The 14,117-nt window shown below is 59.0% G+C and carries 12 protein-coding genes; 8 read left to right on the top strand and 4 right to left on the bottom strand.

Annotated features, from left to right (window positions below; translation table 11 throughout):
- Positions 1 to 395 precede the first annotated feature (395 nt).
- Positions 396 to 2,072, bottom strand: coding sequence for an electron transfer flavoprotein-ubiquinone oxidoreductase (locus tag FIV03_RS00370; RefSeq protein ID WP_062490202.1), 1,677 nt, complete (start codon positions 2,070 to 2,072; stop codon positions 396 to 398).
- Between the two features lie 381 nt (positions 2,073 to 2,453).
- Here FIV03_RS00370 and FIV03_RS00365 point away from each other — a divergent pair, with 381 nt between their 5' ends.
- The 4 genes from FIV03_RS00365 (at position 2,454) to FIV03_RS00350 (ending at position 5,415) form a co-directional block, all read left to right on the top strand.
- Positions 2,454 to 3,413, top strand: a complete 960-nt coding sequence (locus FIV03_RS00365) for a uracil-DNA glycosylase (protein ID WP_152511759.1) — start codon at positions 2,454 to 2,456, stop codon at positions 3,411 to 3,413.
- Positions 3,414 to 3,609: 196 nt separating this feature from the next.
- Entirely contained in the window at positions 3,610 to 4,206 is a 597-nt protein-coding gene (locus FIV03_RS00360; protein ID WP_173013731.1) for a PilZ domain-containing protein, read from the top strand.
- Between the two features lie 118 nt (positions 4,207 to 4,324).
- Positions 4,325 to 5,182: a S49 family peptidase gene (locus FIV03_RS00355; RefSeq protein WP_152508294.1), complete on the top strand. Its 858-nt coding sequence runs from the start codon at positions 4,325 to 4,327 to the stop codon at positions 5,180 to 5,182.
- Between the two features lie 47 nt (positions 5,183 to 5,229).
- Positions 5,230 to 5,415 (top strand): hypothetical protein, encoded by a 186-nt coding sequence (locus FIV03_RS00350; protein ID WP_023001949.1) that lies wholly within the window; start codon positions 5,230 to 5,232, stop codon positions 5,413 to 5,415.
- A gap of 53 nt (positions 5,416 to 5,468) precedes the next feature.
- On the opposite strand, the gene FIV03_RS00345 is transcribed toward FIV03_RS00350, so the two are convergent.
- Entirely contained in the window at positions 5,469 to 6,860 is a 1,392-nt protein-coding gene (locus FIV03_RS00345; RefSeq protein ID WP_173013729.1) for an MATE family efflux transporter, read from the bottom strand.
- Positions 6,861 to 7,149: 289 nt separating this feature from the next.
- On the opposite strand from FIV03_RS00345, the gene FIV03_RS00340 reads away from it, so the two are divergent.
- Positions 7,150 to 8,118, top strand: coding sequence for a glycine--tRNA ligase subunit alpha (locus tag FIV03_RS00340; protein WP_055657898.1), 969 nt, complete (start codon positions 7,150 to 7,152; stop codon positions 8,116 to 8,118).
- A 118-nt stretch (positions 8,119 to 8,236) separates the two neighbouring features.
- On the opposite strand, the gene FIV03_RS00335 is transcribed toward FIV03_RS00340, so the two are convergent.
- Entirely contained in the window at positions 8,237 to 8,566 is a 330-nt protein-coding gene (locus FIV03_RS00335) for a hypothetical protein (protein ID WP_152508292.1), read from the bottom strand.
- Positions 8,567 to 8,754: 188 nt separating this feature from the next.
- On the opposite strand from FIV03_RS00335, the gene FIV03_RS00330 reads away from it, so the two are divergent.
- The 3 genes from FIV03_RS00330 (at position 8,755) to gltS (ending at position 12,575) form a co-directional block, all read left to right on the top strand.
- Entirely contained in the window at positions 8,755 to 9,315 is a 561-nt protein-coding gene (locus FIV03_RS00330) for a LemA family protein (protein WP_077293155.1), read from the top strand.
- A 10-nt stretch (positions 9,316 to 9,325) separates the two neighbouring features.
- The gene (locus FIV03_RS00325) at positions 9,326 to 11,272 is read left to right on the top strand and encodes a DUF2207 domain-containing protein (protein ID WP_152508291.1); all 1,947 of its coding nucleotides are present in this window, start codon (positions 9,326 to 9,328) and stop codon (positions 11,270 to 11,272) included.
- A gap of 82 nt (positions 11,273 to 11,354) precedes the next feature.
- A complete protein-coding gene (gltS, locus tag FIV03_RS00320) occupies positions 11,355 to 12,575 on the top strand; it encodes a sodium/glutamate symporter (RefSeq protein WP_055657906.1) in 1,221 nt (406 codons plus the stop codon).
- A gap of 9 nt (positions 12,576 to 12,584) precedes the next feature.
- On the opposite strand, the gene FIV03_RS00315 is transcribed toward gltS, so the two are convergent.
- Positions 12,585 to 14,027, bottom strand: coding sequence for an EAL domain-containing protein (locus FIV03_RS00315; protein ID WP_209009814.1), 1,443 nt, complete (start codon positions 14,025 to 14,027; stop codon positions 12,585 to 12,587).
- Between the last annotated feature and the right edge of the window lie 90 nt (positions 14,028 to 14,117).

Raw genomic sequence — 14,117 nt, 5'->3', positions numbered from 1 at the left:
GGGGAGTTTATTCCGGCGCCATCACGGTTTTGGTTAACAGAATTAAACAAATCGAAACCTGAAAAAAATCCAGATCATCTCTGGGATAAATGTGCACGCTGGCTCCATCGGGACCAACGACCTCATAAGAATTGCCCGTTGTTAATACGGGTACGAACTTGTGGCGCGGGCAAACACGCGGCAGCAAGCGGAGTGGCATGTCCACTCGGCCTTGTCCGTGTGTTTGACAACCGCAACAGGCTGGACCCCCACATACGCCAGCCTGATTACGACCCATCGGCCGCAAGACTGCAGCACCGGGAAGGCTTCCTTTCCGGTGCTGTTCGTTTTTTCAAGGCACAAAAAACCACGGGTTTCCCCGTGGCTTTCAATGTTTTCCAGTTTGGCAGCGAACCTTACATGTTCGGATAGTTCGGACCACCGGAGCCTTCCGGAACGGTCCAGTTGATGTTGCCGTTCGGATCCTTGATGTCGCAGGTCTTGCAGTGGACGCAGTTCTGCGAATTGATCTGGAACCGCGGCGCATCTTCGCCTTCCTCGATCCACTCGTATACGCCAGCCGGGCAATAGCGGTTGGACGGACCGGCAAAGACATCGTGTTCCGAGCGCTTCTGCAGTGCCTCGTCCTTCACCTTCAGATGGATCGGCTGATCCTCTTCGTGGTTGGTGTTGGAGAGGAACACCGAAGACAGCTTGTCGAAGGAAACGACACCATCCGGCTTCGGATAGTCGATCTTCTTGCAGTCCTTGGCCGGTTTCAGGGTGTCGGCGTCCTTCTTGCCGTGTTTCATGGTGCCGAAGAAGGAGAAGCCGAACAGCTCGTTGGTCCACATGTCGAGACCGCCGAGGGCAACACCGATAGCGGTGCCGAATTTGGACCACAGCGGCTTTGCGTTGCGCACGCGCCAGAGATCCTTGCCGATCGGGCTTTCGCGCCAGGCAGTGTCATAATTGGCCAGCTCGTTGTGCGCTTCGCCGCGGCCGATTGCAGCCATCACTTCTTCTGCCGCCAGCATGCCGGACAGCATGGCATTGTGGGAGCCCTTGATCCGCGGCACGTTGACGAAGCCTGCGGAACAACCCATCAGCAGGCCGCCGGGGAACGAGAGTTTCGGTACGGACTGGAAACCGCCTTCGGTAATCGCACGGGCACCATAGGAAATGCGCTTGCCGCCTTCGAAGGTGTCACGGATCGCCGGGTGCGTCTTGAAACGCTGGAACTCGTCAAAGGGCGACAGCCAGGGATTCTCGTAGTTGAGGTGAACCACGAAGCCGACAGCGACCTGGTTGTCTTCCAGGTGATAGAGGAACGAGCCGCCACCGGTCTTGCCGTCAAGCGGCCAGCCGAAGGAATGCTGTACCAGGCCAAGCCGGTGCTTCTCCGGGTCGATCTGCCACAGCTCCTTGATGCCGATGCCGAATTTCGGCACGTCGCTGTCCTTGTCGAGGTCGAATTTCTCGATCAGCTGCTTGGCCAGAGAGCCGCGTGCGCCTTCACCGATCAGGGTGTATTTGCCGCGCAGCTCCATGCCGCGCGTGAACATGGCATTGGGTTTGCCATCCCGGCCGATGCCCATGTCGCCCGTCGCAACACCAACCACGTTGCCATTGTCGTCATAGAGGATCTCGGCAGCTGCAAAGCCCGGGTAGATTTCGACGCCGAGCGCTTCAGCCTTTTCGGCCAGCCAGCGGCAGACATTGCCAAGCGAGACGATGTAATTGCCGTGGTTGTTCATGAGTTTCGGCATGAACATGTTCGGCAAACGCATGGAACCTGCCGGCCCCAGCACGAGGAAGTGGTCGTCGGTAACCGCCGTCTTGATCGGGGTGTCTTCTTCGCGCCATTCCGGAAGCAGCTTGTCGAGAGCGATCGGGTCAATCACGGCGCCGGAGAGAATATGCGCGCCGACCTCGGATCCTTTTTCCAGTACGACAACGCTCAGCTCTTCGCCCTTGTCGTTGGCGATCTGTTTCAGCCGGATCGCAGCTGCAAGACCGGCAGGCCCTGCGCCTACGATCACGACATCCACATCCATGCTTTCGCGTTCGCCAAGCGCTTCTTGTTCGCTCATCTTTTTCTCCCTCCGCCCAAAGGGCAACTACTGCGCCGCCAGGTGCTCAAATCAAGTGAACCAGCGTATGGATAACGGCTGATGCCCAATTGTTAGAGCAACTTACCTGCGTCCGTTCGGAAGCAGCGCCTATTAGCCCTTACCGCCTATTTGCCCCATTTTGCAGCGCAAAACACGACATTTTTCATCGGCAATTGCGAAATTTCGCCGCTATTCCTTCAGTTGGGCATCAGATAGACCAAAGCAGGCGCAGGGCGTCAAGTGCTTAGTTAACGTTTACGTAAACGTAATTCGAGTGTATTCCCGGCAGTTTCGAAAATGTGCACAGGCTTTGGAAAACCGGCCGGAATGAAGGTGGTCTGGCGCTGCAAGCTTGTAGAAATGATCGGGCCGGTTAAACTCCGCGCCGGAGGCAGCCTCTTGCAACAGATCCCGAACGACCCGAGACACCTTGAAGCCCTGCTGGATTTTTATTCCGGTGCGGGTGTCGATTGTTTTCTTCAGGACGAACCCGTCGATTGGGTAGCGCTTACGCGTGCCCAAGCAGCGCAGCGTGCGCTGGCCGGTCAGCAGGCAGCAGCCCCCACGCATGCTCAGCAGCCCCGGCAACAGGCCCCGGCAGGCAATTTCCAGGGGCAGACAGGCTCTCCGGTTCCGGCAGCTCCCGTTGCTCCCCAGGCGATTTCCGTGCCGCCCGCAGTTGCGGGGCAAGCGCCGGTCTTGCCGGACAGGGAGATAATCGCCGCAGCCCGGGATCTGGCGGCAACTGCCCCGACTCTCGAGGAACTGCGCAATTGCCTGAGCGGTTTCGACGGCTGCAACCTCAAGCTGACCGCCAAGAAGCTCGTGTTTGCCGACGGCAATCCACAGGCGAAGCTGATGTTTGTCGGCGAGGCGCCGGGCCGCGACGAGGATCTTCAAGGCCTGCCTTTTGTTGGCCGGTCCGGCCAATTGCTGGACAGAATGCTGGGTGCGATCGGTCTGGATCGCTCGTCGGCCTATATCGCCAACGTGGTTCCCTGGCGGCCACCTGGCAATCGGACACCGACACCGCAGGAAACCGAGATCTGCAAGCCATTCATTCTGCGCCAGATCGAACTGGTCAATCCGGACGTGCTCGTCTTTCTCGGCGCGGCATCCGCCAAGACCCTGCTCGGGGTACAGGACGGCATCCGCAAGATGCGCGGGCGCTGGATGACCTATCCCTGCAAGGGCAGGGAAATTTCGGCTATTGCCACGTATCATCCGGCGTATCTTTTGCGCAGTCCGCTTGAGAAACGATTGTCCTGGCGTGACTTTCTGGCGATCAAGCAGAAGCTGGAAGAAAAATCAGCGCAATAACCTTCGGACCGCATGGATTTCTGCAATCATCCAGACGTTTCCTCGTTTGCTCGACCCTGCCTGGCAGGGCGGTTGAGCTTTCAGGTTGCCCTCTTTATTAGATCGAAAGTGACCTTGCGTTAACTTGGGTTTCAGCCTACAGGTTGTATCGTTGAGTGTGTAACGCTGTGGGTGATTCCAACAACCGGTCATGACGATGGATGCAGACAAATGCATTTCGGCGCTCGTCGTCGACTTGGCGGACATGTCGTGTTTCGAAGCAACGGCCTATGATCTGACAGAGAACGGCTGTTGGATTGCGTCCGACAGGGTTGACCTCCTGAAGGAGGAGGTGGGTTTGCGCCTGGCCGGATTCGACAAACTGGTACGGGGGACCGTGATTGCCTACGGCGATCAGCAGGCGCAAATTTCTTTTCAGACCAAACGAGAGACGTCAGGCGAAAAACGCCGCGAGATCCGGCGGCAAGTCTGGATCACGGCAATCGTTTGCGGCAAGACCAATCCAGCGACAATGAGATGTCGGATCGTTGATGCCAGCAGGTCCGGATGCCGGCTGGAAGGCGACAAGCTGGATCGACTTCCCGATGACATCGAGGTCTCCATTCCCGGTCTCGATCTGCCAATCAGCGCAGAGATTGTCTGGCGCAAGAACAACCAGGCCGGTGTCAGGCTCACCTGGCCGTTCGAAGCGTCGCCCAAGCCCAAACCGGAAGACGTTCTGGAGCGCATGAAAGAAGAAGATGAAAAGCCGAAACGCAAGCGCAAAAAGAAGATCAGCGCCTTCGGTGGTTGAACAGCGCTTGGGCGCGTTAAACCGTGCGACAAGGTTTTGACGGCCTGGAGTCTTTGCAAGCGGACTTTGCGTACATATATCGGATGGAGTTTGTGAACTCTTTCAGGGCCTATTGCGCGTGATTTCATCCCTTCGCCGGTTTCTTCCCAAACCCTTTCGAAACGATAAGCCTGTCATTCCGGTCGTGCGCCTGCATGGGGCAATCGGTGGCGGTGGGCCGCTGAAGTCCGGATTGTCCCTGGCGACCGCGTCCATCCCCCTGGAAAAAGCCTTCTCGATGAAGAAAGCACCGGCGGTGGCCCTGGTGGTCAATTCGCCAGGTGGCTCGCCTGTACAGTCGAGGCTCATCTTCAAGCGGATCCGGGACCTGGCCAAGGAAAACGAGAAGGACGTTCTGGTTTTCGTCGAGGATGTGGCTGCCAGCGGTGGTTACATGATTGCGCTCGCAGGGGACGAGATCTTTGTCGATCCGTCGTCCATCGTCGGCTCCATCGGTGTGGTTGCAGCCGGGTTCGGCTTCACGGAGATGATCAAGAAAATCGGCGTTGACCGGCGCGTTTATACCGCAGGTGAAAAGAAGGTGACGCTCGATCCCTTCCAGCCGGAAGTGCCGGAAGACATCGAATACATCAAGAGCCTGCAGCTCGAGATCCACGAGACCTTCATCGACATGGTGAAATCGCGTCGCGGTGACGTGCTCGCAGATGATCCGGATCTTTTCACGGGCAAGTTCTGGACCGGGCGCACCGGTGTTCAGCTTGGGTTGGTCGACGCGATCGGCGACCTGCGCGAAGTGATCAAGGACCGGTATGGTGACAAGGCCGAGCCGAAATTGATTTCGGCACCACGTGGCATTTTGGGCCGCAAGGCCGGACTTGGTGTCGGCCTTGCAAAAGGCCGACTGCTGGACGGGGTCGGCGAGGAGTTGATTTCCTCTGTCGAGGAACGGGCAATGTGGATGCGCTACGGCCTTTAAAAGGGCACAATGCCTGTGTGAAAATCGGGTGAGCAAGGGGAAAAGACATGACCGAATTGATAGGCGTCGCCGCATTGGCCGTGGGAGGTTACTGGATCGTGCAGCGCGTGAAGCGCAAGATGGCCGAGGTTGAAAACCAGATTTCCAGGGCAGCTGCAAAAGCCGATCCCAATGGCCGCGGTGCCAAGCTTGTGCTTGACCCGGTCAGCGGCAAATACCGTCCGCAAGCCTGACGCAACGGCGGGCAGTTTGCCCGCCCGCCGTCAGACGCTTTGTTTCAGCGGCTTCAACTTGCCGGTACCGCCCGGAAAAGCCCCCATCGCGCCGTCCCGGTGCGCGCGGTAATCCCGAGCAGGACCAGCGTCACCACCAGCAGCATCAGTTCCGCCAGCGGACTGGACAGCCAGATACCGTCCTCTCCGAAATAGACCGGCATCAGGAACACCAGCGGCAGAAAGAACCCATAGGGTTTGGCGAGGCTCAGCAGAGCTGCCCGAGCCGCATCTCCGAGCGCCTGAAAGTAGGTCGCCACCATGAACAGCGGCCCCGCGACAAAGTAGAGCGCCATTATGACCGGAAGGATCCGGCCCACTTCCGCCGCCACGCCTGGATCGTCGACAAATGCGAAGCCGACCTGGTGTGAGAACAGCGTGAGCACGAGTTCCGCAAGGCCGCAGTAGACAAAGGCCGCAACCAGGCCAGCCCGCAAGGTGCTGTCCGAGCGATGCCACAAACCTGCCCCGAAATTGTTTCCGATCATGGACTGAAGCGCCTGGGCAAGGCCCAGGAGAGGCAGATAGCAGAAGGTCATGACCCTGGTAACGATCCCGAATGCGGCGACCGTTGCCTCGTAACCGCTGGCACCGGCCGTCTGCAGCGCGGCGATGGTTGCGGCGGACCCCAGGGCGATGCCGATGAAGCTCAGGCTCTGAGGCGCGCCAAGCATCAGGATATCGCGCCAGAAGGATGTCAGCGGATATCGCAGGAGTGCGGACGGTGACAATTCCGTTTTCCCGCTCAGTCTCAGACCCAGCATGATTGCAAGCGCCATCGCCTGTGCCAGCACGGTTCCGGCCGCACTACCGGCAACACCGTAATCGTAGACCGCGATCAGCAGATAATCGAAGGCGATGTTGGCGAGCGAAACAAGCAGGCTGAAGCCCGCCATTACCACCGCGAGGCCTTCGTTGCGCAGCGCGTCGGCATTTACCGACAGCACGAACATCAGAGGTGTGAAGGCAACCGTGATCGCCATGTAGGTATGGCTCATACCGGCAATCTCCGCCGAACCGTCAGCGGCGGCCCGGGTGAGGCTGTCACCAAGACCCAGGAAGAGGGCGATCACGATGCCAGCGATGGCAAGCGCCAGACCGTGGGCGCCGGCAAAAACCGCTTCGGCATCGGCACGAAGGCCGGCTCCGAGTTTGCGGGCGAGCACGCTGGACATGCCGCTGGCAACAAGTGTCGCCAACGCCGCAAGCAGCATATAGGCAGGAAACATCAGCGTGACCGCGCTGAGGGCATTCGGCCCGACGAAAAGGCCGAGGAATATGGCATCGACCACGGTCAGCAACCCGTTCATGCTCATCACCAGAATGATGGGCAAGGCGGTTCTGGCCAGGGTCGGAAGGATTGGCCCATGCGTATAGGCGTTGGGCTGGGATATGTCGGAAGACATTCCGTTCTCCATCAATGGGCATTTCGATCGGGAAGGAGGGGCTCGCATTGCCACCAGCGCGAAATGCGTGGGGAACAGAAAGTCTTGAAGACCAGAATTTCACCGTGACTGTCGTCCGCGAGCGGCAGGCATTCTGAAGCCGGTGCGAGGGATACCTTGGTGCCGGCGCTCCGTCAATCTGAAACAGCCACGCCCGCTTCGCCTTGACCTTGCCCCGACATCGTGGCACCTGTCGCCCAAACCGGCGATACGTGCACGCCGGGCACAGCCATATTCGCGGAACATCTTCATGTCGACTGAAACCCTGCCGGCGCACATGCGGCCGGAAAACTCCTTTCAAGGCCTGATCCTGACCCTGCAGCGCTACTGGGCCGACCAGGGCTGTGTTGTGCTTCAGCCTTACGACATGGAAGTCGGCGCCGGTACGTTCCACCCGGCGACCACGCTGCGTTCACTCGGCCCACGTCCGTGGCGAGCTGCCTATGTGCAGCCGTCGCGCCGCCCGACCGACGGCCGTTATGGTGAGAACCCGAACCGTCTGCAGCACTACTACCAGTTCCAGGTGATCCTGAAGCCGTCACCGGCGAACCTTCAGGAGCTCTATCTGAATTCGCTCTATGCGATCGGCCTTGACCCGAAGCTGCACGATATCCGCTTTGTGGAAGACGACTGGGAAAGCCCGACCCTGGGGGCCTGGGGGCTCGGCTGGGAATGCTGGTGCGATGGCATGGAAGTCTCGCAGTTCACCTATTTCCAGCAGGTGGCAGGCTTTGAATGCTCGCCCGTCTCCGGCGAACTGACCTACGGCCTTGAGCGCCTGGCGATGTATATCCAGGGCGTCGATAACGTCTATGACCTCAACTACAACGGCATGGAAGGCGATGCCAAGGTCACTTATGGCGATGTTTTCCTGCAGGCCGAGCAGGAATACTCGCGACACAATTTCGAGCACGCGGACACCGAAATGCTGTTCCGCCATTTCAAGGATGCCGAAGCCGAGTGCCGCTCACTGCTGGAAGCCGGTGCGAAAGCGCGCGAAGCTGCCGGTGCCAATGTCCATCAGGTGGTGCTGCCGGCCTATGACCAGTGCATCAAGGCCAGCCATGCCTTCAACCTGCTCGACGCGCGCGGCGTCATCTCCGTGACCGAGCGCCAGAGCTATATCCTGCGCGTCCGCGAACTGGCCAAAGCCTGCGGCGCTGCCTTCCTGGAAACGGAAGCCGGCGGTGTCGGCTATCACAACCAGGCTGCGGAATAACGCATTCCGGCTTGAGGCGGATCTTCTTGTTCAAACGAATGCGGGGCCAGGTTGGCCCCGTTTTCGTTAGGCAATACCCGCGCAGTTCATTTGCCCGCTACCAGCATCCTGCGAAGGCTCACTCGGGTTCCGAGCCCGGCTCGGGCTCCAGTTCACAGGCGAGGCGCATGTCGCCGATGTCCAGGTGGCTTTCCTGTCGATTGCCGGAAAACCGGGTGTTTCTCCGCTCGAAACTTTCTCCCGAAGCACCCGGTACCGGGTCAAGCAGGACTTGCGTATGGGCCTTTCCGCCGACAGGTCCGGAAAGCGTCGCAGGCCCCGGTTCCTGCGGGTTGAAGATGACGTGAAAGACCAGATCGCCATTCGAACAGCGATACTGGTCAGCAAGCGAGGCATGGGCCTCTTGCGTTGCCAGCACAAACGGCAGCACCGCAAGTACCGGGATCATTCTGCAAAGTTGCAAGACGCACATTGGTGGCCGACCTTTCGTTCAGGCGTTTCGGGCAAGCTCGCCCAAGCTTATCTGCAATCCTGTGTCGAAGATTACAGAATGACTCAATTCAGGCGTCGGTCGCTTGAAGAAGATGACAAGTCAGCACCTCCCGGTTAGCTTCCAGAACACATTTTCTGGAGGTGATTGTTTTGTCCTGGTTCTTTCTTGCAGCGCTGGTTGCGCTATCTGTTTTTGCGATCGTTCTTTACAACGGACTTGTCAAGAAACGGCAGATGGTCGAGGAGGGCTGGAGCGGCATCGATGTCCAGCTCAAGCGGCGGGCAAATCTCATTCCCAACCTTGTCGAGACCGTGAAAGGCTACGCCTCGCACGAAAAGGAAGCGCTCGAGGCCGTGACCAGCATGCGCGCGCAAGTTTCGGCAGTGCCGAAGGATGACGTTGCTGGCCGTGCAAAGGCGGAGGGAGAACTCAGTCATGCTCTCGGTCGCCTGTTTGCAGTCGCGGAAGCCTATCCCGACCTGAAGGCAAGTCAGAACTTTTCCGACCTTCACAATTCGCTGGACGAGATTGAAAACGCCATCCAGATGGCACGCCGTTATTACAATGGCGCGGTCCGGAACCTGAATGTTGCGGTCGAGAGCTTCCCATCCAATCTGATTGCCAACCAGTTCAAGTTCGAAAAGGCCGAGTACTTCGAAATCGAAGACGAGGCTGACCGCGCGGTTCCCAAGGTCCAGTTCTGAGGTGCGCGCAATGCTGAACCGGATCTCCGCCGGCATCCTGGCCGTCTTCGTCCTGCTGACTGCCGGACTTTGCGCGCAAGCTGACGAACGCATCTTGAAGTTCGTTTCCGATATTGACGTAGCGAGCAATGGCACGCTGACGGTCACCGAAACGATTACTGTCAGTGCGGAAGGTGATCAGATCAAGCGGGGCATTTTCCGCGATATTCCGCTTGCGGTGGAAGGTGCAAACGGGCGCATCTACAAGGCCGGCTTCAAGTTGCTCTCGGTGCTGCAGGACGGCGCCCCGGCTTCCTACCACACCAACGAGAACAGCCAGGGTGTTCGGATCTATGTGGGGGACGAGAACACCTTCCTGTCACCGGGCAACTACACCTACACCTTCACCTATGAAACCAATCGGCAAATCCGTTTCTTTGAAGACCATGACGAGGTCTATTGGAACGCGACCGGCAACGAATGGATCTTCCCCGTTGATGAGGCCATCGCGCGGGTCGTCTTGCCGGAAGGGGTGAAAGCCAGCGCATGGACGGCCTATACGGGCGGCTATGGCGAAACCGGCAATGCCTTTGAGGCACAGAGCGCCCAGGGTGGTTCTGAGGTTATCTTCCGGACAACCGATGTTCTGGGGGCCTACGAAGGCTTGTCGGTCAACGTCAGCCTTCCGAAGGGCGCAATTGCAGCGCCTACGGAAGCCGAACGGCTGGAGTATTTCGTCGAGGACTACAGATCGGAGCTGATCGGCGGAGCTGGGGTGCTGCTGGTGCTGCTTTATTATTTCGCAGCCTGGTGGATGGTTGGCCGGGATCCTTCTGAAGGTGTTGTTTTCCCGAGGTTTTCACCGCCTTCCGGCATATCGCCGGCTCTTGCCAAATACATCGTCAACCGAGGGTTCGGGGATGGTGGCTGGGTGGCCCTGTCTGCAGCCTGCCTCAACCTCGCGGTCAAGAAACGCTTGCGACTTGAAGAGACGGACGGCGATACAACTCTGGTTCTGAACCGGCAGGGACGGGAAGGTCAGATCCCGGGCTTCGGGTTGCCCAAGGGCGAAGCTGCGCTTGAGGACTGGCTGAGCGGACGGGGTAGTCCGTTGACCCTCAACAAGGACAACGGCACTTCTATCCAAGCGCTGGGGAAAAAATTCCGGGCGGCTATCGAGCGGGAGAGCCGAAACGTCTTTTTCAGGGCGAACAGGGGCTATCTCATTCCCGGGTTCATACTGAGCCTGGTTACAATTGTCGCGCTGCTGGCTTTCGGTGGACTGCAGCCGGGTCAGGAAGGATTCGTCATCGTCTTTCTGGTCTTTTCCGTTTTTGCGACCGTCATTTCGGTCAATCTGGGGAGAGCCATCTTCCGCTTCGCCAGCATGAAACTGCGTATGGCGCTGATCTTCATAGTCTTTGGTCTCGCAATATCGGGGGCAGCTTTCGGTGCCTTCCATGTGAATGGCGGTGTGGATTCCTTGCCTGTTCTGCCATTCATCGCGGTGGCGCTGGTTGCCCTCAACATCCTGTTCTTTTTCCTGATCGGCGCGCCGACGGCAATCGGCCGCCAGGCTCTCGATGAAATCGAGGGCCTTCGGATGTATCTGAGCGTGGCAGAAAAGGAGCGGCTCAACATGGAAAAGCTTCCGGATATGAGCACGGATCATTTCGAGGAGCTTTTGCCCTACGCCGTTGCGCTTGGCGTCGAAAAACCCTGGGCCAAGGCCTTTGAGGCCTGGCTGACAACCGCTGCCGGAGCGGCCGCGGCCGCCAGCTACCATCCGGGCTGGTACTCCGGCAATCACTTCGATGCAAGGCACGTATCCGACAGCCTCGGCCGGACGGCAAGTTCCATGGCCGGGTCGTTCCAGTCGTCTCTGCCAGCTCCCAAATCGTCCAGCTCCGGATCGTCGGGTTCCTCCGGCGGCTTTTCCGGTGGCGGTGGCGGCGGTGGCGGTGGCGGCGGCTGGTAATGAGCTGAGGATCGTCAGCTCTGCCTTGCGCAAGTTGCTTCGAACGGCATAGTGGAAGCATCAAGCAGGAGCGGGGGTGCGGATGGCCGGCGAAACGATCACGCTAACGGAATTTGTCAGTTTCAATCTGGCAATCCTCGTCTATTTCCTGGGCGTGCGGCTGAACAAGAAGATTCTGGTTCTGGACAGGTTCAATATTCCGGAACCGGTATCAGGCGGCCTGCTTGTCGCGTTCCTGTCCCTCGTGGTCTACCTGGGCCTTGGGACGGAAATCGGGTTCTCCCTGCAGTCGCGTGATTACCTGCTGTATTGCTTCTTCACGGCAATCGGCTTGAACGCCCGCTTCACGGACCTGGCCAAGGGCGGCAAGCCGCTCCTGATCCTGCTGATGCTCACCGTCTGTTACATGCTGCTGCAGAATGCGGTCGGTTCGGGCATTGCGGCGGCGCTGGGTCTGCCCACGGGGTTCGGCCTTCTTGGAGGCACCATTTCGCTGGTTGGCGGCCACGGCACGGCAATTGCCTGGGGGCCGAAGCTGGCCACCGACTATGGAGTTCCAGGTGCGGTCGAGATCGGTGCTGCGACGGCGACGCTCGGCTTGATCGCCGCCAGCCTTCTTGGCGGTCCGGTGGGCAAATTCCTGATCGAAAAACGGGGTGGCAAACCGGATCCGAACCGCCCGGAAGAAGCCCCTATGATCGGCCTTGAGATGGAACGAGAGGCAGACACGAGCGTGACGCACACCGGACTGATGCGCTCGCTGCTGGTTCTCAACATCGCCATTGGCCTCGGCGTCGCGCTTCAGGAAGCCTTGAGCGCGGGAATAAGCCTCGATCTGCCGGTCTTCGTCTGCTGTCTCTTCTGTGGCATCGTGCTGTCAAACACCGTGCCGCTGGTCTTTCCGAAAATGACCTGGCCGGCCCGGTCCAAGTCCCTGGCAGTGTTGTCGGACCTTGCACTTGGCATCTTTCTGACGATGTCTCTCATGAGCCTGCAGCTCTGGACCATTGCGGGACTGGCGGGGCCGATGCTGCTCATTCTTTTCACGCAGGTCGTCGTTGCGGCCGCCTTCATCATCCTGGCGCTTTATCCGCTGATGGGCCGGAACTACAACGCGGCGGTGCTGGGGGCGGGCTTTGCAGGGTTTGCGCTGGGGGCGACACCGACGGCCATTGCCAACATGACCGCAATCACCAAACACTTCGGCCCGGCAACCCAGGCATTCCTGATCCTGCCGCTTGTGTCCGCATTCTTCGTGGACCTGGCCAATGCGGTCATCATTCTTCTGTTTCTCGGAGGATGAGGAGCGCGGTCAGGCGGCGTCTGTCTTCTCGCTGAAGGGAAATCGTCCGTCGACCTGGGATTCCAGCAGGCTGCAGGCTTCGTCTGATGTAACGGCCGCCGCATAAAGGAAGCCCTGACCGTAGTGACAGCCGTTGGAATTCAACGCGTCATGGACCGCGCTTTCCTCGATCCCTTCCGCGACAGCGTCGATGTCGAGCCCCTTGGACAGGACCAGTATGGCCTCGACGATGGCGGCGCACTGCTTGTCTTCCAGCATGCGTTCGGTGAAGGACTTGTCGATCTTCACCTTCTTGATCGGGAAATCGCGCAGATAGCTCAGGCTGGAATGGCCTGCGCCGAAATCGTCGAGCGCAATGGAAATGCCGGCTTCCGTCAGCTCGGTCAGGATGCGCTTGGCCGATTCCGGGTTTTTCACCAGCGACGTTTCGGTGATCTCCAGCACCAGCCGACTGGGCGGAAATTCGAATCTCTTCAAGATGGCATTGATCTGGGTTGGCAAGGCCGGATCCTGCAACTGCACCGGCGACAGATTAAAGGACAGGTAGAGATCGTCCGGCCAGGTGGCTGCGACCTTGCAGGCGTCCTCCAGCAGATGCTGGGTCAGCTCGGAGATGATGCCGCAGTCTTCTGCAATCGGGATGAATTGCAGCGGCGGTACCTTGCCGAAATCGGCATCTGTCCAGCGCGCGAGGGCTTCGAAGCCTGCGATGCGGCCGGAATCCATGTCCAGGATCGGCTGGTAATAGGCCTTCACCTCATGTTCCGAAATTGCGCGGCGCAGACGCTGTTCCAGAAGCGTGCGATGCAGGATCGAGGCATCCATGTCGACCTCGAAGAACCGGTAGGTCGAGCGCCCCGATGATTTGGCCCGGTAAAGGGCAATATCGGCCCGGCGCAATAGCTCGGTGACCGCGTGGCCGTCATGGGGATAAAGCGCGATGCCGATACCTGTGCCGATGGAAATCTGGCGGTCGCCGAACTCGAAACGATCGTTGATCCGCGTCAACAGTCGCCTGGCGAAGCCGGCTGCCTCCGATTTTTCCTTGAACACCGGGGAGACGATGGCAAATTCGTCCCCTCCGAGACGGGCGACAATGCCTTCCTTGCCGAGAGTTTCGGCCAGACGGTCGGCAAAGCTTCGCAGCAGATTGTCGCCAAAGGCATGACCATAGACGTCGTTGATCGGTTTGAACCCGTCGAGGTCGAGCATCATTACGGCACGAAAGCAGTCGGGCTTCACTTCACGGGTCAGATCGGCAAAGGCCTCCAGCAGCCGGCGGCGATTTGGCAGCCCGGTCAGCGGGTCGTGCTGGGCAAGGGCCAGGGCTTCGGAATGAGCCGAGGACCTTGCCTTCAGCTCCTTGCGCAAACGGCGCGTTGCCCACGTGCCATATCCCAGACTGAAGATGGCGATGCCCAGAAGGAGGCTGGTGACCACGTCGAACGTCATCTGCGAATTATGGAGTTGGTAGGTCGGGAAAAGTACTGGAAGGACCTTAACCCCAGTAAAAATGACAAGAACTATCGCAAGTAACGCAAC

The organism is Labrenzia sp. THAF187b (genome assembly GCF_009363375.1).
Lineage (GTDB): Bacteria > Pseudomonadota > Alphaproteobacteria > Rhizobiales > Stappiaceae > Roseibium > Roseibium algicola.
Note: the sequence above shows the minus strand (reverse complement) of the source record. Positions and strands in the feature narration are given on the sequence as shown.